A 21,847-nucleotide genomic window follows, 5' to 3' on the forward strand; every position below is an offset into this window, starting at 1 on the left:
GGGTCAATCGAGCGCGAGCACGGTCACGCGCGCATCGTGCGCCTCGCTGAACCGTCCGGCATCCTCTTCGATACGTGCAAGCTGATCGAGCGCCGCGGAGCACGCGAAGCCGTACTTCTCGCGCACGCGCTGCGAGCCGATGTTGAGCGCCTCGCGCGAGCGCGCGACGAAGTCGCCGACGGCATAGCTTTCGCCCGCCGCGAAGTACTCGCCGACGACCGTCGAGGGCGAATAGCAATTCGCCTCGACGCCGTCCGGCCAGCGAATTCGAAAGTGCATGACAGGCATGTCCGAGCCTCCGTTATGGGTTGAGCGCATGCGGCGCGCGCAATGGGTTCATCGCGCACATATGAACGGCTCCTCACGCAGATTCCACAGCAAGGCAGTCTCATTGCCGCGCGTCACGATCACTTCGCGCGAAGCATCGACTTCACCGATCACCGCGCTCGCGAGGTCGCGCCCGGCGAAACGCGCCAGCACCTCGCCGACATGCTCGCGACGCACGGAAAGCACGAAACCGAAGCTCGGAAACGCCGTGAGCCAGCGTTCGATATCGACATCGGCGGGACACGGCAATGCATCGAGATCGATGCGCGCGCCAACCGCCGAGCATTCGAGCAGCATCAATGCGGTGCCGAGCGCGCCCGCCATGCTGATGTCCTTCGCCGCATCGCACAGACCGTCTTCGGCGAGCGCGGGCAACAGTTCGAAATCGGCGCGTGCGCGGCCTTCGGGCGACCCTACCGATGCATTCCAGAACGGATACGGCTCCTCGAACCTGCCGCGCAGATCGACGGCAATCACGAGCGCATCGCCCGGGCGCGCGTCGAAACTGGTCAGCAGCTTGCGCGCCCGTCCGACGATCGCCACCGCGAGTTGCGCGCCGTCGCTGCGCACGTTGCTGTGACCGCCGACGACCGGCACGCCATACACCTCCGATGCCGCCGCCATGCCGGCAAGCACATCGCCGGCGGCGTCCGCGCTGCCGCTCCACAGCGCATCGACGACGGCGAGCGGGCGGCCGCCCATCGCGTAGATGTCGCTCACGTTCACCATGACGCCGCTGTAGCCGGCGAACCACGGCATCGCATGAACGAAATCGCTCACCATGCCTTCGATCGCGAACAACAGGTAGCCGTCGCCATCGGGGATCGCGGCGCAGTCATCGCCGATCGCCACGGATTGCGCGTTCGGAGGAAGACGCGAAAGCACATGCGAGATATCGCTCTTGTGACGAAAGCCGCGACTCTCACGCAGGCGTTCGACGAGTCCGGCGAGCGCGCTCACGGCAGCCTCCGCGCCAGCGCGACGAAACCGCTTTGCGGGGTGATGCACGGCGGGTAGGCGTCGAGTTGCGCGCGCATCAGATGATGAGGGCGGCCGAAGAGCGTTTCCTCCTGCTGCGTGTCCCAGCGCAGACGGCGAAAGAGCGGCACGTTCTGCGCCTGCACATGCGCGAGAAACGTTTCGCAGCCCAACGCATGCGCGCTCGATACCGCGAGCCGGATGAGCGTCGAGCCGATCTTGCCGTGCGAGCGGAAGGCCGCGTGCACCGCGAGCCGCGAGCCGCACCACACGCCCGGCTCCGTCTCGTGGATGCGCACCGTGCCGACGACCTGCTCCGGCATGCCTGCGACACAGCTCAGCGCGACCAGCAGTTGCGCACGCCCATCGATCTCGTCGCGATCGTCACCGACGAACACGCCCTGCTCGATGCAGAACACCGCGCGCCGCAGCTTGTACGCTTCATCCTCTTCCCACGGCAGCGTCGCCCACTTCACGCGGTATTCGACCGGCGTGTAGTCGAGATCGAACGCATCGCCTTCGACGGCTTCGACGAACATGTCACACCTCGTACGAAGAAAGCGACGAACACGCGCCGCATTTGCCGCAGCCCGCCTTGATATCGGCGGAACGCATGCTCGCCCGCGCGAGCATCGCACCGATCGGCGCCAGCACCGAGCGCATGAAATCGGGCGTGGGTGCGGGATGGTCCTCGAGCGGCGTGCCGCTGATCGGCACGAACGGCACGACGAACGGATACACGCCGAGCGCAATCAGATCGCGCGCCATATCGACGATGGCCTGTGCGCTGTCGCCGAGTCCCGCGAGGATGTACGTGCTCACCTGCCCGCGCCCGAACACCGCGACCGCCGCCTCGAACGCTTCCATGTAGCGCGACACCGGCACGCTCGCCTTGCCCGGCATGATGCGCTCACGCACTGTGGGCGTCACCGCTTCGAGATGCATGCCGAGCGTGTCGATGCCGCTCGCCTTCATGCGCTCGAACCAGCGGTCGTCATCGGGCGGCTCGCACTGCGCCTGGATCGGCAGATCGACGGCTGCCCTGATCGCGAACGCGCTCTCACAGAGGATCTGCGCGCCGCGATCCGGCGTCGGCGGCGTGCCGGTGGTCAGCACCATATGCTTGACGCCGTCGAGCAACACGGCGGCGCGCGCCACCTCGGCGAGCTGCTCGGGTGTCTTGCGGGCGATGGTGCGTCTCGCCGCGAGCGATTGCCCGATCGCGCAGAACTTGCACGACTTGCGGCGGCTTTCGTAACGGATGCAGGTTTGCAGCACGGTCGTCGCAAGCACGTCGGCACTGTGCAGCGTCGCTATGTGCGAATACGGCACGCCGTCGAGTGTCTGCATCGCGTAGAAGCGCGGCGTCTTTGGAAAACTGATGCTCGCGATCGGGATCGTGTTGCGCATCAGCGCGCTGTTGCCGTTCGCGTCCGGCTGGCCCGCGACGAACGGCGAATCCCATGCAGTGCTCGTATGCACGGGCACCATGATGGTCACGCCATCGACGGTCACCGCCTTGTGATCCGATGGTCCCGCGCCGCCGCGCCGGCTGGACACACCAGCGCGCGGATCGACCAGTCGCAGGCCGCTCGACTGAAGCTCAGTCATCAATTGCCGGCTCGACGCCGGCAGGTTCTCTCTTGCGCTCATCGTCGTAGGTGTCCTTGAAAGAAGTGACGGGCGTGGCGGGCCGGTCGTTGATCGCGAGACTCAGCAACTCGGGCCGCGCGTAGTGGCCGACCGAATCCATCATGCGTTTGCGCTTGGTGATGAGCGACATGTCGAGATCGGCGATCACCATGCCTTCGCCTTCGCGCAGCGGCTCGGCCAGATGCTGGCCTTCGGGCGAGACGATCGCCGTGTTGCAGCCTCCGCGCAGCGCGCGTTGCAGGTTCGGATCGGGCGTGATGGCTTCGATCTGCGCATCGGTCAGCCAGCCTGTCGCATTGACGACGAAGCAACCCGACTCCAGCGCGTGATGCCGGATCGTCACTTCGATCTGCTCGGCGAAGATCGGGCCGACCAGCGAGCCGGGAAACTGGCTGCAATGAATCTCTTCATGCTGCGTCATCAGCGCGTACCGCGCGAGCGGGTTGTAGTGCTCCCAACACGCCAGCGCGCCCACGCGGCCGACGCGCGTTTCAGCGACCTTCAGCCCCGCGGCATCGCCTTGTCCCCAGATCATCCGTTCGTGGAACGTCGGCGTGATCTTGCGGCGCTTGAGCAGCAGACGGCCGTCCGTATCGAAGATGAGCTGCGTGTTGTAGAGGCTGCCGTGATCGCGCTCGTTCACGCCGAGCACGACCACCATGTTCGCGAGCCGCGCGTGTTCCGCAACTGCCTGCGTGACCGGACCCGGCACGACCACTGCCTGTTCGTAGAGCTTCATGTGATCCGCGCCCGAGGCAACCGGTGCGCGCACGAACGAGAAGTACGGGTAATACGGCACGAAGGTCTCGGGAAACACGATCAGCTGCACGCCTTTCGCGGCGGCTTCGTCGATGGCCGTACAGACGCGGTCGAGCGTGCCGTTCGGGCGCTCGAAATCCGGCGCGATCTGCACGGCGGCGGCGCGCACGACGCGCTTCGTCGTCAGGGCATCGGCCATGATCGTCACACGGTCCACGTATGAATGACGAGCGCGTTCTCCTTGCGATGAAGCAACTGAAGATCGAGCACATCGAGCGGGTTGATCGGACGAATGCCTTCGATGAGCGACGCCTCGCCGTGTCCGTAGAGAGCCTGCAACGCGAAGCGGCATGCGTAGACCTTCCCTCCTTCGGCCATGAACTTCTGCAGTTGCTTGTTGAAGTTGAGATGGCCGGGAAACGCTTCGTCGCCGAGCGTCGGGAAGCCGCGTTGCAGGCCGAGCGTCACACCCGGTCCGTAGAGCAGCACGGAGGTGTCGAAGCCCTTGCGTTGCAGACGCGTGGCTTGCAGCAGATTCACGAAGCCGATCGAGCCTTCGAATGCAACCGTATGAAACGTGACGAGCGCTTTCTCGCCAGGTTCGGCCTTCACGTCCTCGAAAACTTTCTCTTCGTAGTCGACCAGATAGTCGCCGTTCTTGTGAAGCGGTTGATTGACTGCGGGCATGGCATTCTCCGATGTGGGGTTCACGTCTCTACCGTCTCGATTCATCGCGACGGCGAACGCTCAAACGCAACGGATATGCCAATGATTGGCCCGTAAAATGCAATCACTTTGCAATCAAGCAAAACGAACTTGCATGTGCGACGCGAAAAATTTTCGTGCAAGCCATGCCGGGCGGGCTTTCGCCGTCATGCGCGGGAGCCTTGCACGAGCGATGCGCGCACACTTTCAGCGCAGCGGATCCTGTGCGTGGTGCGTAGCACACCGAAGCCGTGCATAAAAGCGATCAATGCAATCAACTTCGATCAGCGTATGCGATCTCTTTTCTTTTGATTGATTTGTCATGCTAAGGTGAATCGAACCTTTGCCGAGGACATCGCGGTCATGAATCAGCCGGCGCATCACTGGATCAGAAAGCTTGAAGAGAGCAGAAAGCCCGCTTACCTGACGATTCCCGATCTGATCGAAGAGGACCTTGCGACCGGACGATTGCGGCCGCGCGATCGATTGCCCGGTTTGCGCGATCTCGCCGACCTGCTCAGCCTCAACTACACGACGGTCGCGCGTGCATACGCCGAAGCGCGCAAGCGCGGCCTGCTCGATGCGCGCGCGGGTAGCGGAACCTTCGCGCGCGGCAGGACGCAGACGTTGCCGCTCGCCGGCGGCGGCAGCGTCGAGATGTCGATGAACATGCCGCCCGAGCCGCCGCTCGTGGCAGCGCGACTGCGCGCGTCGGCGGCGAATCTGATGGAGCGCGCCGATCCGTTCCAGTTGTTGCGCTATCAGGATTTCGGCGGTACGGCGGCGGATCGCGCGGCGGGACGCGAATGGCTTCGGAAACGCGTTGCGGATTGCGATGTCGATCACGTGCTCGTTTGTCCGGGCATTCATGGCGCGCTCGTTGCGCTGGTGTCGCAGCTTGCGCGGCCAGCCGAGATCATCTGTCTGGATTCGCTCGCCTATCCCGGAATCAAGGCGATTGCTTCGCAACTGGGCGTGCGCTTGCAGGCTCTGGCCCGCGATGACGAAGGGCCGTTGCCGCATGCGTTCGAAGCGTTGTGCAAGACGGAGAAGCCGGGGGCGTTCTATTGCAATCCGACGCTGCAGAATCCGAGCACATTGACCTTGACGCGGCAGCGGCGCGAAGCGCTTGCCGACGTGGCTTTGCGTTACAACGTGCCAATCATCGAAGATGAGCCTTACGGCATGTTGCCTCTCGATGCGCCCGCCACGCTCGCGGAACTCGCGCCCGAACTGACGTATCACGTGACCGGTTTATCGAAGACCCTGGGTGCGGGGCTGCGCGTGGCATATCTCAAAGCACCGACACTGCGGCAGACGCAGCGGATCGCGGGAGCATTGCGTGCGACGACGGTCATGCCGAGTCCTTTCACCGTCCTCCTCGCGACCCAATGGGTCAACGACGGCACGGCCTCAGACGTGCTCGAAGCTATTCGCGAAGAGGCATCGGCCAGACAGGCGATCGCGTCCCACGAGCTTCGAGGCTTCGCGTTCGACGCCGACCCGCACGGTTTTCATCTCTGGCTGCCCGTGCCTTCGATGTGTGACTGGAGTGCGCCGGAATTGGCTCTACAGTTGCGGAATCAAGGCATCGGCGCGGTGGCCGGTGCCGCATTTTCCGCGGACGGGAATCCGCCGAATGCGCTGCGGGTGTGCCTCGGCGGACCTCAGAACCGGGAAGATTGCCGCGAGGCGCTAAGGCGCGTCGCCGATATGATGGACGATCCGCATCATCTGCATATGCCGACGCTTTGAAGCGTTTGGAGAATCGGGACGGAGACCTCAAGACTTGAACGACGCTTCCATCCTGTCTCCGACGTGCGCCACCGCGCGGCTGAGATTGCCGAGGTGAGGCGGATGCAAAAGCCACACGTCTAGTTGAGGCGCGAAACGTCCGACCTTCACGACTTCGAGCCGCCGCTGCCACGCACTATGAGTCAGCACGCTTCGCGGAACCAGACCCAGTCCCAAGCCGGAGGCGATGAGTTGCAATTGCATTTCGCTGCCGTACGTATCCGCTTTGACGCGCAGGGCGTAGCCGGCCGCTTCGACTGCGTGTTGCAGCGCCGCCCGATAACCGCATCCTTCCGGGTTCAGAATCCGTCCACCGTCCGCGATGGCAGGCAGCGTCGCACGACTCGAAACCAGCGGGCGCCTTTTACTTTGGACGACGACGAGTTCCATGGTCGAGACGTTCGACGGACGTAATAGTCGACGGGTTGAAGGCAGCGAGCAATGGCACGGCATGCTCGTGAATACGATGCGCAAGCGCAGTTGCACGCGGAGGTTTGGAATTGCGGTCGAGCAGTTGCGCGCCGAGCACATCTTCCAGTCGCTGGATGCGCTTCGATACCGCCGACTGCGTCACGAACAGCTTTTGTGCGGCACGCGTCAGAGAGGCTTCCTCGACCACCGTCACGAAAGATTTCAGTTCCTCGATCATTATTCCATTCCGTCATTTAAAGCAGTATGAACATTCGCTTTTGGAAAGCGTCGACTGAGTCTAGCCTAGTGGGCGTTATCACGCACTCTCGTCTTGAGGCCACTATGCCACTCGTCCGAATCGACCTTTCGAAAGCCGCGGCACCCGCCGTCGTTCAGGCTGTCAGCGACACCGTCTACGAGGCGATGACCTCGATCGCCGGCATCCCCGCCAACGACAAGTTTCAGATCATCACCCGACATCACGTTGACGAACTCGTCTATCCGGCCGATGGCTATCTCGGCATCTCCTACTCTCCGTCGATTGTTTTCATCCAGATCACCTGGAATATCGGTCGTTCGATCGATGTCAAGGAGGCTTTCTACGCCGCCATCGCCAACGGCGTTTCTTCAAAGACGCGAATGCGAAAGGAAGATGTCTGGATCAGCCTGGTCGAGGTCGCACGGGAGAACTGGTCTTTTGGCAACGGGGAAATGCAATACGCGCCTGCCGATTAGCCTCGCATCGGTAGCGGCAACGGACACGCCGGTTACCTGGCAAGCGGCGACCACCCGGGCCTTGAATTCCTCGGGGTGGCGCCGACGACGGCGACGCGTCGGCAGCGCTTCTTGTTCAATAGTGTCCACGTGTCCGCTCAACGATCGCGGGTCCTTTCTGTGCTATGTGTCCACAGCAGATATTTCTTGGCGGTCTTGTGAGACGGCTAATCGTAGTCGTAGAAGAGAATGTCCGAATGGATGCCCTCATGCTGCACCTTATTCGTTCGTCCGCGGAATCACGGGATAGGACACTCAGTCGGGCCGCCGCGATGACTATGACTCGACAGCCCAACGCCATGCAGTTGGATATGCGCTCCGACTGGGCATCACGCTCGACGTCGAGTAGGCTCGCGAAACCGATAAGACTACTGACCGCGTTCGGCCTCTCTCTTGAATGCCAGTGCGAACTGCATCGTCGTGAGACGAACGGCCGGAACCAAGGTGGCCGTTCGCATTGCCGGATCGGCGAAGTTTGGCAGGATTCTTGCCTGTTCGGGAGCGTCGTCAATCCAGGAAAACTCAAAATGCCTTTGGACCCGCCGCCTCAACCAGCACGCGCCGATCTCGATCTGGTTCGCGCGCTGATTGGCTACGATACCACCAGCAGCCGGTCGAATCTCGCGTTGATCGACTTCGTGCATACATGGCTAAAGAGTCACGGCGTCGAACGGATATTCGTCGTGCGCGATGCGGCCGGCGCGAAGGCGAACCTCTTTGCCACGCTGCCCGCGGCGAATGGCGATACCGCTCGCGGCCTGCTGCTATCGGGCCATACCGATGTCGTGCCCGTGACAGGCCAAGCCTGGTCGTCCGATCCATTTGACGCCCGGATTCGCGCCGGACGCCTATATGGACGCGGCGCGTGCGACATGAAGGGGTTCATCGGCGTGGCGCTCGGTCTCGTGCCAGCAATATTGCGGCGTCGGCTGCGCGAGCCGCTGCACTTCGCGTTGTCCTTCGATGAGGAAGTGGGCTGTCTCGGCTTGCCGCTATTGCTTGCCGAACTGGCAGAACGCGGCATCCGTCCGCGCGGCTGTGTCGTCGGCGAACCGACCGGCATGCGCCCGGTCGTGGCGCACAAGGGTAACAACGGCTATCGATGCTGCGTGCGTGGCCGCGCAGCGCATTCGTCGCTCTCGCCGCACGGCGTCAACGCGATCGAGTATGCGGCGCGGCTCATTTGCCGCATCCGCGAAATTGCCGATACCCTCAAGCGCGACGGCCCCTTCGACCATGCCTTCGCCGTGCCGTGCTCCACGGCCCAGACGGGACTGATCGCAGGTGGCAATGCGCTCAACACTGTTCCGGAACGTTGCGAATTCCAGTTCGAATATCGCAACCTGCCAGGCGACAACCCCGATTATCTTTTCGAGCGGGTCGCCCGTTTCGCCCGTGAACAGCTCGAACCGCAGATGCGCGCGGTGGCGGCAGAGGCAAGCATCGACTTCGAGAAGATCGGCACCACGGTCGCGCTCGAGGTCGACGAGCATGCCGCCATCACGCAGCTCGTGCGGGCGCTCTGCCACGACTCCGCCGTGCGCAAGGTCGCCTATGGCACCGAAGCCGGCCTGTTCGCGCGCGTGGGTGTACCAACGGTGATTTGCGGTCCCGGCTCGATTGAGCAGGCGCACAAGGCCGACGAATTTGTGGCGCTGGATCAACTCGACGCATGCTCGGGTTTCATCGTCCGCCTCGTCGATTCGATCTCGTCATAGTGGCGCTCCGCTCAGCAGAATGGCCTCGAGGTCGTCGTCTTCTTCCTCCGCTGCATTCAGCCGCAAGCTCGCCTCGATGTGCGCTAGATGATCGATCATCAGCTTCTGCGCGAGCTTGACGTTGCCGGCCTCGATGGCGTCGATGAGATGCGCATGTTCGTCGTGCGGGCAGGCCTGCGACGTCGGCGCGTTGTACAGCAGGATCGTGAGGCACGTCAGCATTTGCAGACCGCGCATCGTACGTTCGATGAATCGGTTGCCGCCCAGATGGGCCAGCAGTACATGAAAATCACCCGAGAGACGCACGGCGGCTCGGCGGTCGTCACGCTTGCGGGCTTCCTGCTCGCGCGCTACATGCGCCCTGAGTAACGCAACGCCCTTTTTTGCGGCCGACCGGCACACTTTCTCGACAATCGGCAGCTCGATCTGGCGCCGCGCTTCGAACAGTTCGCGCGCTTCCTCGACAGAGGGACTGGCGATGAAAGCGCCCCGGTTCGGCACGATCGTGACTACCAGTTCATGCGCGAGCTGCTGCAGAACGGCCCGCACCACCGTGCGGCTCACACCGAAGATGGCGGCTAGCCGGTCCTCGGCGAGCTTGGTCCCAGGACGAAGACGATGCTCAGCGATGGCGTTCATCAGACGTTCGTAGATCGGATTGCGGTGCGCACCGTCAAACGAGTCCTTCGGCTCTGCGTCGTTCCGCGTTACGCGATTCTTGGTACTTGCCATGAAAGCTTCCTGAGTGATGCAACCATTTTTTCGCATATTGTCCCCCAAATTGCATACGAACTCCATCGGGATTGTATTTACCGGCGTGCGTGATTTCACGCCGTGGACGAAGCCCACCGACGGTGCTTCGAACGTCCTTCTCGGTGCATTGAACACATAACTGGTGCCTTCGTGTCTCAGTTATGAGCCCCGTTTTCGTATACAAACATACGGCAATATTGTTTTCATTTCTGGATATCTCCTGTAAACAGATTCGTTCGCTGATTTACGCTCTGTACGTATGCAAAGTGGCACGAAACTCGCTAAAGATTTGGTAATTGCCCCACTGCACGGCGATTCAACGATTCACTCGTACAGGGAACAGAATGCAGACGCTGTTGCTGGCGCACGGAAGTGCGCTTTCCAATCTCCCCCTCTTCGTCGCGATCGACGCGGGCATTTTCGCGGCACGCGGCATCCGGGCCGAGGCGCCCGAACTCGCGGGATTCAAGTCGACGGCCGCGCTGCTGCGGACCGGCACAGCGTCGATCGGCACGACGGGCTTCACGCAGGCACTCGTCGATCACGCGCTGCCAGACCCGCTACGGATCGTGGCAGGCAGCGGCAAACTCGGCATGGCGCTCGTCGGACGCGCCGGTCTCGACGTGAGCCGCCTGCGGGGGCAGCGCGTCGGCACTTTCGCCGACGACCCGATGGAAGCTCTTCTTTTCGATGCGCTGCGCATTCATGGCATCGGCATGGACGACGTCGAATGCGTGCGCTTTTCGACGCTCGGGAACGCCGTCAGTGACCTGCGCTCGGGCCGCATCGCCGCGCTCACCGTCGTGGAACCGTGGATTTCGCGCTTTCAGGCGCAAGGCTTCAACGTGTTGTGCGACGGCCTCGAAGCGTGGGACGGCGAATATCCGGACACCGTGCTGGTCGCTCGGGCGAGCTTTCTCGCCGAACATCCCGATGTCGTGCGCGAAGTGATCGGCTGCATGCTCGACGCAGAGGCGCTCATCAAACGCGATCCGCAGGCCGCCGTGCGTGCGAGCGCGCATCGCTGGCCGGCGTTTTCGCACGACGAGCTGATGACCGGCATCGCCAGGCAGCCACCCGCTGTCGACATCCGACCGCTCGCGCAAAGCGTGCTTGCGCGCGCGCCGGCGCTCGAAGCGCTCGCACGCATGCACATTACCTCGCGTCTGCCGGACATCCTCGCATTCGATCTGCTCGACGAACTGCTAGATCACCGCCATGCGGCGTCGAGCCACTGAAACGCCTTTTTTCCTTCTGACGGGGACTCACACGATGTTCAGGAAATTCATCGATGAAAACGCGGCTTTCCGGCGCCTGAGCGCGATCAGCCATGGCCGACGCGACTTTCTCGTGCGCGGCGCGTGTCTCGCCGGCGGCGCGATGCTCGGCGGCACATGGCTGACCGACGCGGCGGCCGCCGGCTCCGTCACGCTGAAGGCGACGCACGGCACGGGCCTCTGCAACTGCCCTTTCTTTCTCGTCAAAGAGCGCAATCTGGCGCAGGGCGTGTCGCTCGATTTCGTTACGACACCGACCAACGCGGATATCGCTGCGTTGTTCGGCGCGGGCGTCGTTGACGTGAGCGTCGTGCCCTACACCAACTTCATGACGCTCTACGACGCGGGCGCGCCGATCAAGATCGTCGCCGGTTCCGGCGTGCAGGGCTGCGTGATCGCGGCGCAGGCGGGCATCACGTCGGCGGAGCAACTGCGCGGCAAGACCATCGGCACGTTCCAGGCGGACACGCTCGAAATGCTGCCGTACGACTATCTGAAGAAGGCGGGACTGAGCTTCAAGGACGTCCAGGTGCGCTACTTCGGCACGTCGCCGGAACTGGCGCAGGCGTTCATCGCCGGCAATATCGACGCGATGTGCCACATCGAGCCATACGCGACCCAAGCGCTAAAGTCGCGCCCCGGTTCGGTGATGCTCTCGAACGGCGTCGACGTGTACGGCGCGAATTACTCGGACTGCGTGCTCGCCGTGCGCGAAAAGCTGCTGCACGAGAACCCCAACGCCGTGAAGGCGCTCATCAAGGCGATGATGGTCGCGCAGCATCAGGAAGAGCAGGACCGCGCGGCAGCGGTGAAGGACACGGTCGGCAAGTACTTCAAGACGAGCTACGACGCGACGCTCGACGCGGCGACGAAACAGCCGCCGATGGTCGATCAGCGCGCCAACGAAGCGTTCATCCTCGGGCGCGCGCAAAACCTGAAGGAACTGCGCTACATCAAGAAACTGCCGGGCAAGGAGATGTTCGACTGGGGACCGCTCACCGAAGTCATCAAGGAAAACGGCGATCTGTACGGCCAGTTGCAGCGGAAGTCCGCATGAGCAGTCCCTTGGGAAACGCTACCTCCATGCTCAGTCGCAACGGCGGCAAGAAGGCGGAAGACGGCCGCGGCGGCGGCCGTGGACCGCGTCTGCCCGCCCGGCTCATGCCGCTCGTCTGGGGCCTCGCCTCGCTCGCGTGCTTCATTGGGATCTGGGAAGCCGCGTGGGCGCTTCATTGGGCCGATCCGTTGCTGCTGCCGCCGCCGCATATCTTTCTGCGCAACTTCGGCTCGCAGGCGCAGTACTTCCTGCCGAGCGACGTCATCGGCGAACAGTCGAGCGGCACGGCGTTCGGCGCGCTCGCGATGACCATCGTTGCGACGACGTTGCGCGTGCTGGCAGGCCTCACATTGGGCTTCGTCTGCGCGCTGGCGATGGGCGTCGCGATCCGCTATTTTGGGCTCTTCGGCAATCTCACGTTGCCGACCATCACGCTTCTTGCGCCGATATCGCCAATCGCCTGGCTGCCCGTCGCGATCTTTCTGTTCGGCATCGGCAACGGGCCCGCGGTCTTCATGGTCTTCATCTCGCTCTTTTTCGTGATGACCGTATCGACGATCGGACAAATCGACAGCGTGAGCCGCACGCACCTGAATGTCGCGGCGGTGATGGGCGCAACGAGAGCGCAGACGTTCCGGCACGTGATCCTGCCCGCCATCCTGCCATCGCTCTTCATGGTGTTGCGCATGAACCTGTTCGGCGCGTGGATGGTCGTGCTGATCGCCGAAGCGACCGGCGTCGGCAGCGGCCTCGGCCAGGTCGTCATGCTCTCGCGCAACACATTCAACGCGAGCCTGTCGTTCTTCACGATGACGCTCATCGGCGTGCTGGGCTTCGCGTTCGACTATCTGCTGCGCATCGTCCAGCGCAAGGTGCTGTTCTGGGTGCCGGAAAGCGGCCTGAGGAAATGACATGAGCGATCAAACCAGCATCGCAATGGAAGCGCGCGCGCAGCCGCCGCTCGTCACATGCAGCGGCGTCGGAAAGATCTGGCCGACGCAGGCAGAGCCGTTCGTCGCGTTGCGCGACATCGAACTGGAAGTCGCGCGCGGCGAATTCGTCGTCTTTCTCGGGCCGAGCGGGTGCGGCAAGAGCACGCTGCTTTTTCTGATCGCCGGGCTGGAACAGGCGAGCGAAGGCCGCATCGTGTGCGGCGGCGCGCAAGTCAACGCGCCGGGCACGGATCGCGGGCTCGTGTTCCAGGAGGCGTCGCTGTATCCGTGGCTGACAGTCGGCGAGAACGTCACCTTCGGACTCAGAATGCAGCATGTTCCAAAGGAGCGCCGTCGGCGCGTAGCCGAGGAGATTCTGGAGCGCGTGGGCTTGTCGGAAGCCATCGACAAGCGGCCGGACCAGTTGTCCGGCGGCATGCGCCAGCGCGTTGCGGTGGCGCGCGCGCTCGCGCTCAAGCCAGAAATCCTGCTGCTCGACGAACCGTTCGCGGCCCTCGACGTCCAGACGCGCGCGCGCATGCAGGACTTCCTGATTCAGGTGTGGCGGCAGGCGGGCGTGTCGATGATCTTCGTCACACACCACATCGACGAAGCCATTGCGCTGGCGGATCGCATCGTCGTGTTCACGGCGCGGCCGGGGCGCATCAAGACGATCATTCCCGTCGATCTGCCACGGCCGCGCGATTCGCGCAGCCCGCAGTTCCACGCGCTCGCCGATCAGCTCACCGACCTGCTGCGCGACGAAGTGGACCGCGCCTTCGCCGAACAGGAGCGCATCAAGTCATGAGAGATGTAACGGGCGATGTACTCCGCGTCGCGGCGATCCAGTCGCCGCCATGCACGACCGATCTCGCTCGCAACGAAGCCCTCGCTTTCGACGCCGTGCGGCATGCTGCCGACAGCGGCGCGCATCTGATCGCGTTGCCGGAGCTTGCGACCGTGCCGTACTTCGCCGGCTCGCCCGCGGGGCGGTATCGCGAGTGGGCGCAGCCCGCGCAGGGTGCGTTCGCAAATCGCTGGGCGGCGCTCGCAAAGAAATGCGGCGCGGCGCTCGTCGTGCCGTTTTACGAACGCGATCCCGCGAGCGGCTGCTTTCACAACGCGGTACTCGGCTTCGACGCGAACGGCGCACCGCTGCGCAGCAACGGCGGCGCGATCGCGCGCAAGCTGCATCTGCCCGTCGGCGACGATCCGCCGCCCGGCTTCGACGAACCCGCGCACTTCACGCCCGGCTCCGCGCTGCACGTGATGCGCGTGGGCGCGTGGCGCATCGGCGTGCTGGTCTGCTACGACCGTCGTTTTCCCGAATGCTGGCGGGCGCTGCGCGCGGCCGGCGCGGACCTCGTGATCGTGCCGGTGGCGGGCAGCGGGGGCGACGACATGGACTTCTTCGTCGGCGAGATGCGAACCCACGCGCGCGAGAACGGCCTCGCCGTGCTCTGCGCAAACAAGGCCGGCGACGAATTTCTCGACGACACGCGCATCGACAATTACGGCGAGTCGTGCGTCATCGCCGCCGACGGCGCGGTCCTCGCGCGGCGTGCGGGCGTGGCGGGTGCGGGCGTCGTATCGGCGTCGCTGAATCGCGCGGAGATCGCGCGCACGCGCGAGCGGCTTCCTTATTTCCTGCATCGGCGTACCGATTTGTACGGTACGCCGTCGTTCTAAAACACACCCACTTCCAGAGCACAGAAGACAATGTCCGAAACACTGATCGTGGCAGGCTGGATAGTCAAAGGCGCGTCCGACCGCCATACGGCGGAAATTCTGCGCGATGCGGCGCTCTATCAGCGCGATGGCGTGATCGTCGAAATCGGTCCGCGCGAGGCGATGATTCACAAATATCCGCACGCCTTGCGGCTCGGTTCGTCGGATACGGTGCTGATGCCGGGCTTCGTCAACAGCCATCATCATGTCGGCCTCACGCCGGTGCAGCTCGGCTCGCCCGACTATGCACTCGAACTGTGGTTCGCCGGCCGCATGGGCGCGCGCGAGATCGACTTGTACCTCGACACGCTGTATTCCGCGTTCGAAATGATCGCGTCGGGAATCACGACGGTTCAGCACATCCACGGCTGGCGGCCAGGTCCGCTGGACGCGGTGCATCGCGCTGCATCGCGCGTGCTCGACGCGTACCGCGATCTCGGCATGCGCGCGTCGTATAGCTTCGCCGTGCGTGATCAGAACCTTCTCGTCTATGAGGCCGACGACGACTTCGCGGACCGCCTGCCACCCGACATCGGCGAGAAGCTGCGCGCGCATCTGCGGCGCTTTCGCATCCCGCTCTCCGACTACCTGCAACTGTTCGACACGCTCACGCACGAAAACGAAGGCCACGCGCTGACCGCCATCCAGCTTGCGCCGGCGAATCTGCACTGGTGCAGCGACGACACACTGCGGGCGCTCAAGGAGAAGTCCGACGCCCACGGCGTGCCGATGCACATGCATCTCGTCGAAACCGCCTACCAGAAGGAATATGCGCGCCGCCGCTCGGGCAAGACCGCGGTCGCTCATCTCGCCGATCTCGGGCTGCTCGGGCCGTCGCTCACGCTCGGCCACGGCGTCTGGCTGACCGAGGCGGACATCGAGACCATCGCGCATACGGGCACGTGCATCTGCCATAACTGCAGCTCGAACTTGCGCCTTCGCAGCGGCGTCGCGCCGCTCAACGCGTTCGCGCGGTACGGTGTGACCGTCGGCATGGGACTCGACGAAGCCGGCATCAACGAGGACCGCGACATGCTGCAGGAAATGCGGCTTGCGCTCAATGTCCACCGCACACCCGGCATGGACGACGACGTTCCCACGTGCCCGCAAATCCTTCGCATGGCGAGCGAAGACGGCGCGCGCACGACGCCGTTCGGAGCGCGCATCGGACGTCTGGAGGAAGGCCGGCTCGCGGACCTCGTGTTGATGAACTGGAAGACCGCGACGTGGCCGTATCAGGACGACGACGTGCCGATGCTCGATGCGCTGATGATGCGCGCGAAGACCAACGCGGTCGATGCGGTGATGATCGGCGGCGAAGTGGTGTATCGCAATGGCCGCTTCACGCGCGTGGATCGCGATGCGGTGCTCGAAGACATCGCGCGCGCGCTGTCGAAGCCGCGCACCGAGGATGAAATTGCGCGGCGCGAGCTTGGGCGCGCCGTGTTCCCGCATGTGAAGGCGTTTTACGACGGCTATCTGACCGGCGAACGCGATACGCCGCGCGAGCCGTTCTACGCGCCGTCCTCGCGTGTTTGAAGGAGAAGCGACGTGCAGGCTCTTCTCGATCTCATCGATGCGCATTTCGACGCGCAAGTGCGGTTTCTTTCGTCGCTCGTACGCGAGCCCTCCGACAATCCGCCGGGCGACTGCGCGCCGCATGCGGCGATGACGGCCGCGCTGCTCGAAGGCTTCGGCTTTCGCGTGGAGCGGCATGCCGTGCCGCAAACGCGCGTGGCAGCGGCGGGTATGCGAAGCGTGACGAATCTCGTGGTGCGGCATCGTTTCGGCGAAGGCCCTGTCATCTCGCTCAACGCCCACGGCGATGTGGTGCCGCCCGGCGAAGGCTGGTCCGCCGACCCGTACGGCGCCGAAATCCGCGACGGCGCGCTGTACGGGCGGGGCGCGGCTGTATCGAAGTCGGACTTCGCGACCTACGCGTTCGCGCTGAAGGCGCTGATCGCGAGCGGCGTGCGAATCCGCGGAACGGTGGAGCTACATCTCACCTACGACGAGGAGACCGGCGGCCTGCTCGGCCCGGCGTGGCTGCTGCAAGAAGGCATCGTCGCGCCCGACTACGCGATTTGCGCGGGCTTCAGCTATGCAGTGACGGTCGCCCACAACGGATGCCTGCATCTCGAAGTAACGGTGAGCGGCAAGTCGGCTCACGCCGCGCGCCCCGATTCCGGCCACGACGCGCTCGAAGCCGCCACCGGCGTGCTTCAGGCGCTGTACGCGCATCGGCGGGAATTGCAGACGATCCGCTCGACGACGCCCGGCATCGAACATCCGACGCTCGTCGTCGGGCTGATCGAAGGCGGCATCAACACGAACGTCGTGCCGGATCGCGTGACGCTGCGGCTCGACCGGCGCGTCGTACCGGAGGAAGACGCGGCGCGGGCGCGCGAGCGCATCGAGGCCGTCGTGCGCGACGCGGTGCGCGACCGGCCAGGCATCGGCGTCGAGATTCGCGAAGTGCTCGCCACTGTGCCGATGCGCACGCTCCCCGGTGCGCAAGCACTCACGCACGCGTTGCAGGCGGCGGCGCGCGAGGTCATCGGCATCGACATTCCAGCCGAAGGCGTGCCGCTCTACACCGATGCGCGCCTCTATTGCGAGGCCGGCGTGCCGACCGTTATCTACGGCGCGGGGCCGCGCACGCTGCTGGAGGCGAACGGGCATCGCGCGGACGAACATGTGCGGCTCGACGACATGCGGCGCGCAACGAAGACCGTCGCACTGGCGCTCGTCCGGCTGCTCGGCGATGCCTGACAACGAGGAGATGAAGAACACGCCATGCGCATCAAGCTCATCAATCCCAACACCACGCAACGCATGACTGACGCGATGGCGCGCTGCGCGCGCGCCGTTGCCGCGCCCGGCACCGACGTGATCGCGGTGAGTCCGCCGATGGGGCCGCGCTCGATCGAGGGCCATTACGACGACGCGCTCGCCACGCCTGGTGTGCTGATGGAAGTCGAACACGGCGAACGCGAAGGCGTCGATGCGTACGTGATCGCCTGCTTCGGCGACCCCGGACTCTTCGCGGCGCGCGAACTGGCGCGCGGGCCGGTCATCGGCATTGCGGAAGCGGCGATGCACGCGGCCAGCGTGCTCGCACCCGCGTTTTCAGTCGTGACGACGCTCGGGCGCACGCGCGGGATGGTGTGGCATCTGGCGCAGCGCTACGGCATGGAGCGATTCTGCCGCAACGTCCGCGCGACCGAGCTCGCCGTTCTCGAGCTCGAAGTGCCCGGCTCCGCCGCCCGCGCAACGATTCTCGACGAGTGCCGGCGCGCGCTTGACGAGGACGGCAGCGAAGCGATCGTGCTCGGCTGCGCCGGCATGGCCGACCTGTGTACGCAGTTGCAGGACGAGCTTGGTGTACCCGTCGTCGATGGCGTGACCGCCGCGTTTAAGTGGTGCGAGGCACTCGTCGCGCTGAGACTGCACACGCCCAAGCACGGGGAATACGCGCGCCCGCTGCCTAAACGCTACGCCGGTGACTTTGATCGATTCAGCCCGCGCTAAGTGCGGGAAAGGCCCGTAACGCTCCTTCTGGCCGCCGATCTGGCCGCGCGTCGAGTCGCAAGCTGCCAACAATTGCGAACGATCCGGGGGTTTGACGCCGCCTCCTCGACGCTGATCGCGACCTCCCTTCAAGTTGGTGGCATTATCGGCACCTTCGCGATGGCCCATTGATTGACCGTTAAGGTTTTCTTCGCGTGGACTTTGACGCTCACGCCTGCGGTATCGGCAACTCATTGTCGGTCCCAGGCTATCTGCCCACGCACGAGCTTGCTCCATCGAGATCAGACGGCCCGCGGTGACATCATCCAGACCTTCCTGATTCATGCGCCGCTTCTCTGCCTCGCGCGCAAGAAACTGAGCCTCGCGGCAGGAGACAGAAGCGGCCGCGTCCACTTTCTGAAGGTGCAAACCTGAGGAGTTTTGCGCAGGTAGTCACTTGACAACAGCCAGCGGCCCAATCGAGATCGGAGGATTTCGATTCGGCCCCTCAACGCGGGCCACTCGGCCGCACATCACCTGGACACAAACGATTCTCATCTTGTGCATTGACGCCAATAGTTAATCGCACCTATTCGGACGCAATTGCTGCGTCTGCCGATAGCAGACGCCTTCGCTCACATGAATCCGCTGCCTGCCTCGAACGCCTTGCCGCCCGGACGGGTTCGCATGCCTCGCGCAAGACGGGTCCATGGCAAGTCAGCCGGGTCAGCCACCATTGGACCGGGGGCCTTCGCAACAAGAACAGCCTGTGCGATCGGCTCGAAATCCGCACGGAAATGCACCGAGCTCTTGTTGACCAGAATTCTCATGTCCTCGGGCTGGATGCCTGCGACGCGATAAAGATTTCGATCCAGCATCTGCGCTTTGCCCGAACTCACGGCGATCAGCACGCCATCGAAACGCAGACACGCCACCGGGCCGAGTTCGGCTTGCATGCCGTTCATCATCGGGCCGTCGTAGCGGCACCGTCCATCGGATAGCGAGACGACCTCGAACACCCCGGCGAACGGCGCATCGCCCGGCACGTTGGATTGCCCTCCCAGCGACAGTTCCAACCGTGCGCCGACGCCCGCACGATGCGCCGCCGCGGCCGCAGCGGGATCGTAGATCAACCCGAAGGCCGCGCCCGTCGCGCCGTTGCGTACGAGCGCGCGCAGCATCTCCATGGTGTTGGCATCGCCACCCGCACCAGGATTGTCCTGCGTGTCTGCAATGACGACCGGACGGCTTGCACCATCCGACAGGCGCATCGCTTCGCGGACGGCTTCGTCGGGCGATAGGAACGGCACGCACCAGGCGGGCTCTTCAGCGAGCATGCGGCGGTACAGCGAGTCGACGGCCGCGTCCGCCGCCTCGGCTGAATGCGCGTAAGCCCAGATCACCGGACCGCATTCGGCGAAATCCGCCGCCGGAAAACCCGGCGCGAACGACGCGGACACCACCGCGCCGGCCTCCGAATCGCTTACGGCTTCGTACATGCCGCGCGACGGCTCGAGCAAGGTGCACATGCCGTTGATCGGAATCAGAAATGGCAGCCGCCGTGACGCGCCATGCAGCGTCTCGCCCGCCAGGAGCCGTTCGAGCAGCGCGGCCGCGCGCGCACCCGTATCCGCCATATCGACGTGCGGATACGTGCGGTAGGCGACCAGCGCATCGGCGTTACGCAACATGCATTCCGTGACGTTTGCATGCAGATCGAGCGAAGCGACGATCGGCACATCGCGCCCGACCGTTTCGCGTACGCGCGCGAGGACCTCGCCTTCGCCGTCGTCGACATGCTCGGCGACCATCGCGCCATGCAGATCAAGGTAGACCGCGTCGAAGTCGCGCGTACTCACGGCCTCGACGATTTCGCCCACGATCCGCTCGAAGGCGTCGCGCGTGACGTGCGCCGATGGACTCGCGCCCGCCCAGACGACTGGCACAAGCGTGTGCCCCGCCCCTTGCGCCGCGCGGATGAATCCGCCTGCGGGAATGTTGACCTCCCGCAGCGCGAGCACGTCGTCGCCGCGACACATCAGCGGAAAACCTTCGCCGCGCTCGAAGTTTTCATAGGCGGCTTTCGAGGGCGCGAACGTGTTCGTTTCGTGCTGGAAGCCGGCGATGAGAATGGTGCGATTGGAACTCGGCAAGATGGAAACCTCTCGTTTTCGTGGTCTGTTCGATGATTGAGCGAAGCTCACGCCACACGCGCGGGACGCATGGTGATCAGCACCAGTGCGCCGATGGCGAGCAGCGCGACCATCACGTACAAGCCGGCGTGCAGGCTGCCGGTCGCGCTTTGCGCCCAGCCGATGATCGTCGGGCTAAGAAAGCCGCCGATGAGCCCGATGGTGTTGATGAGCGCGATGCCACCCGAGGCGGCGTCTCCCTTCAAATGCTCGGAAGGCATCGCCCAGAACACCGTGTAGGCGGACCACATCATCGCGGTCGCGATGGTCATGCAACTCAGCGATATCGCAAGATCGCCGCCGAAGAAGGTTGCGAGCGCGAGCGCCAGCGAGCCGACCAGAGCTGGGACCGCGCTGTGATAGCGCCGCTCGCCGCGCCGGTCGGAACTCCGCCCGATGACAATCATCGTGATGGCGGCGGCGGCATAGGGAATCGCGGAATACAGGCCGATCTGCATCGTGTCCTTCACTCCCGCCGCCTTGATGATGGAGGGGAGCCAGAAGCTCACGGCATAGATACCGCAGATGAAGCAGAAGTACGGCGCGGCCATCAGATAGACACGGGGATCGCGCGCCACCTGCGCGAACGAATGATGACCGCCGGAAGTATCGAGTTCGGACGCGAGCAGACGTTTTTCATCGTCAGAAAGCCAGCGCGCGTCGGCGGGACGGTCGGCGAGCACGAACAGCGCGAGCACGCCGAACAGCACACACGGCAGGCCTTCGATGAGGAACATCCACTGCCATCCGTCGAGACCGTGCGCGCCGGAGAAAGACGTCATGATCCAGGTCGAGAGCGGCCCGCCGAACACGCCGCCGATCGGCCCGGCGAGCATCACGATCGCCATCACCTGCGCCATGCGCGCGCGGCCGTACCAGTACGTCAGATAAAAAATCATGCCCGGCGCGAAGCCTGCCTCGAACACGCCCAGAAGAAAGCGCATCCCATAAAAGGTCGTTTCGCTGCGCACGAACAGCATCGCCGCCGATGTCATTCCCCAAAGAATCATGATCCGGCTGATGGTCTTTCGTGCACCGATCTTCGGCAGCAAAAGATTGCTGGGAACCTCGAACAGCACGTAGCCCAGAAAGAAGATGCCTGCGCCGAGGCCATAAACGGCGTCGGAGAAACCGAGATCGCTCTGCATCTGCAGTTTGGCGAATCCGATATTGACGCGGTCGAGATACGCAAACGTGTAGCAAAGCAGCAGGAACGGAAGCAGCCGCCAGTCGAGCTTGCGATACAGCGCCGCGTGCATTTCGGTGATGTGCGTGGAGG

Annotated in this window: 22 protein-coding genes; 11 read left to right on the forward strand and 11 right to left on the reverse strand. The window is 64.0% G+C overall.

Annotation, left to right across the window (positions count from 1 at the left end):
• Positions 1–3: 3 nt before the first annotated feature.
• From AWB82_RS14595 to AWB82_RS14620, 6 genes are read right to left on the reverse strand one after another with little or no spacing between them, the layout of a single operon-like run.
• Complete coding sequence (locus tag AWB82_RS14595; protein WP_086968227.1) at positions 4–288, reverse strand: MSMEG_0570 family nitrogen starvation response protein; 285 nt, start codon at positions 286–288, stop codon at positions 4–6.
• A gap of 48 nt (positions 289–336) precedes the next feature.
• The gene (locus AWB82_RS14600) at positions 337–1,287 is read right to left on the reverse strand and encodes a sll0787 family AIR synthase-like protein (RefSeq protein ID WP_086968229.1); all 951 of its coding nucleotides are present in this window, start codon (positions 1,285–1,287) and stop codon (positions 337–339) included.
• A complete protein-coding gene (locus AWB82_RS14605; protein WP_086968231.1) occupies positions 1,284–1,844 on the reverse strand; it encodes an MSMEG_0567/Sll0786 family nitrogen starvation N-acetyltransferase in 561 nt (186 codons plus the stop codon). The genes AWB82_RS14600 and AWB82_RS14605 overlap by 4 nt, the downstream gene beginning before the upstream one ends.
• 1 nt (position 1,845) lies before the next feature.
• Positions 1,846–2,916 (reverse strand): MSMEG_0568 family radical SAM protein, encoded by a 1,071-nt coding sequence (locus AWB82_RS14610; RefSeq protein WP_086968233.1) that lies wholly within the window; start codon positions 2,914–2,916, stop codon positions 1,846–1,848.
• Positions 2,909–3,916, reverse strand: coding sequence for a Nit6803 family nitrilase (locus AWB82_RS14615; RefSeq protein WP_200818110.1), 1,008 nt, complete (start codon positions 3,914–3,916; stop codon positions 2,909–2,911). The genes AWB82_RS14610 and AWB82_RS14615 overlap by 8 nt, the downstream gene beginning before the upstream one ends.
• 5 nt (positions 3,917–3,921) lie before the next feature.
• Entirely contained in the window at positions 3,922–4,404 is a 483-nt protein-coding gene (locus AWB82_RS14620; RefSeq protein WP_016348771.1) for an MSMEG_0572/Sll0783 family nitrogen starvation response protein, read from the reverse strand.
• A gap of 381 nt (positions 4,405–4,785) precedes the next feature.
• Between AWB82_RS14620 and AWB82_RS14625 the strand changes: the two genes are divergently transcribed.
• Positions 4,786–6,177 (forward strand): aminotransferase-like domain-containing protein, encoded by a 1,392-nt coding sequence (locus AWB82_RS14625; protein ID WP_086968235.1) that lies wholly within the window; start codon positions 4,786–4,788, stop codon positions 6,175–6,177.
• A gap of 27 nt (positions 6,178–6,204) precedes the next feature.
• Here the strand turns inward: AWB82_RS14625 and AWB82_RS38300 are convergent, their stop codons facing one another.
• Both AWB82_RS38300 and AWB82_RS38980 read right to left on the reverse strand, forming a co-directional pair.
• Positions 6,205–6,606 (reverse strand): LysR substrate-binding domain-containing protein, encoded by a 402-nt coding sequence (locus tag AWB82_RS38300; RefSeq protein ID WP_235023288.1) that lies wholly within the window; start codon positions 6,604–6,606, stop codon positions 6,205–6,207.
• Positions 6,581–6,865, reverse strand: coding sequence for a LysR family transcriptional regulator (locus AWB82_RS38980; RefSeq protein WP_327344799.1), 285 nt, complete (start codon positions 6,863–6,865; stop codon positions 6,581–6,583). The genes AWB82_RS38300 and AWB82_RS38980 overlap by 26 nt, the downstream gene beginning before the upstream one ends.
• Before the next feature lie 104 nt (positions 6,866–6,969).
• Here AWB82_RS38980 and AWB82_RS14635 point away from each other — a divergent pair, with 104 nt between their 5' ends.
• Both AWB82_RS14635 and argE read left to right on the forward strand, forming a co-directional pair.
• The gene (locus tag AWB82_RS14635; protein ID WP_086968237.1) at positions 6,970–7,362 is read left to right on the forward strand and encodes a tautomerase family protein; all 393 of its coding nucleotides are present in this window, start codon (positions 6,970–6,972) and stop codon (positions 7,360–7,362) included.
• A 248-nt stretch (positions 7,363–7,610) separates the two neighbouring features.
• Complete coding sequence (gene argE, locus AWB82_RS14640; RefSeq protein WP_327344801.1) at positions 7,611–9,119, forward strand: acetylornithine deacetylase; 1,509 nt, start codon at positions 7,611–7,613, stop codon at positions 9,117–9,119.
• Here the strand turns inward: argE and AWB82_RS14645 are convergent.
• Positions 9,114–9,851: a GntR family transcriptional regulator gene (locus tag AWB82_RS14645; protein ID WP_086968240.1), complete on the reverse strand. Its 738-nt coding sequence runs from the start codon at positions 9,849–9,851 to the stop codon at positions 9,114–9,116. The two genes, argE and AWB82_RS14645, sit on opposite strands and share 6 nt — an antisense overlap.
• Positions 9,852–10,216: 365 nt before the next feature.
• Between AWB82_RS14645 and AWB82_RS14650 the strand changes: the two genes are divergently transcribed.
• From AWB82_RS14650 to AWB82_RS14685, 8 genes are read left to right on the forward strand one after another with little or no spacing between them, the layout of a single operon-like run.
• On the forward strand, positions 10,217–11,110 hold the full coding sequence (locus AWB82_RS14650; RefSeq protein WP_086968242.1) for an ABC transporter substrate-binding protein: 894 nt from the start codon (positions 10,217–10,219) through the stop codon (positions 11,108–11,110).
• Between the two features lie 34 nt (positions 11,111–11,144).
• Positions 11,145–12,206, forward strand: coding sequence for an ABC transporter substrate-binding protein (locus AWB82_RS14655; protein ID WP_200818111.1), 1,062 nt, complete (start codon positions 11,145–11,147; stop codon positions 12,204–12,206).
• Between the two features lie 26 nt (positions 12,207–12,232).
• Entirely contained in the window at positions 12,233–13,117 is an 885-nt protein-coding gene (locus AWB82_RS14660) for an ABC transporter permease (protein ID WP_086968244.1), read from the forward strand.
• Position 13,118: 1 nt separating this feature from the next.
• Positions 13,119–13,946, forward strand: coding sequence for an ABC transporter ATP-binding protein (locus AWB82_RS14665; RefSeq protein ID WP_235023289.1), 828 nt, complete (start codon positions 13,119–13,121; stop codon positions 13,944–13,946).
• Positions 13,943–14,827 (forward strand): carbon-nitrogen hydrolase family protein, encoded by an 885-nt coding sequence (locus tag AWB82_RS14670; RefSeq protein WP_086968246.1) that lies wholly within the window; start codon positions 13,943–13,945, stop codon positions 14,825–14,827. The genes AWB82_RS14665 and AWB82_RS14670 overlap by 4 nt, the downstream gene beginning before the upstream one ends.
• 30 nt (positions 14,828–14,857) lie before the next feature.
• Entirely contained in the window at positions 14,858–16,405 is a 1,548-nt protein-coding gene (locus AWB82_RS14675) for an amidohydrolase family protein (protein WP_086968248.1), read from the forward strand.
• A 12-nt stretch (positions 16,406–16,417) separates the two neighbouring features.
• Positions 16,418–17,638 carry an ArgE/DapE family deacylase gene (locus tag AWB82_RS14680; protein WP_086968250.1) on the forward strand — a complete coding sequence of 407 codons (1,221 nt, stop codon included), beginning with the start codon at positions 16,418–16,420 and terminating at the stop codon, positions 17,636–17,638.
• Between the two features lie 24 nt (positions 17,639–17,662).
• A complete protein-coding gene (locus AWB82_RS14685) occupies positions 17,663–18,397 on the forward strand; it encodes an aspartate/glutamate racemase family protein (RefSeq protein WP_086968252.1) in 735 nt (244 codons plus the stop codon).
• A 614-nt stretch (positions 18,398–19,011) separates the two neighbouring features.
• On the opposite strand, the gene AWB82_RS14695 is transcribed toward AWB82_RS14685, so the two are convergent.
• Both AWB82_RS14695 and AWB82_RS14700 read right to left on the reverse strand, forming a co-directional pair.
• Positions 19,012–20,529, reverse strand: a complete 1,518-nt coding sequence (locus AWB82_RS14695) for a M81 family metallopeptidase (RefSeq protein WP_235023290.1) — start codon at positions 20,527–20,529, stop codon at positions 19,012–19,014.
• Positions 20,530–20,576: 47 nt separating this feature from the next.
• Positions 20,577–21,827, reverse strand: coding sequence for an MFS transporter (locus AWB82_RS14700; protein ID WP_086968358.1), 1,251 nt, complete (start codon positions 21,825–21,827; stop codon positions 20,577–20,579).
• Between the last annotated feature and the right edge of the window lie 20 nt (positions 21,828–21,847).

Origin of the sequence: Caballeronia glebae (genome assembly GCF_001545035.1) — a bacterium.
Taxonomy (GTDB): Bacteria; Pseudomonadota; Gammaproteobacteria; order Burkholderiales; family Burkholderiaceae; genus Caballeronia; species Caballeronia glebae.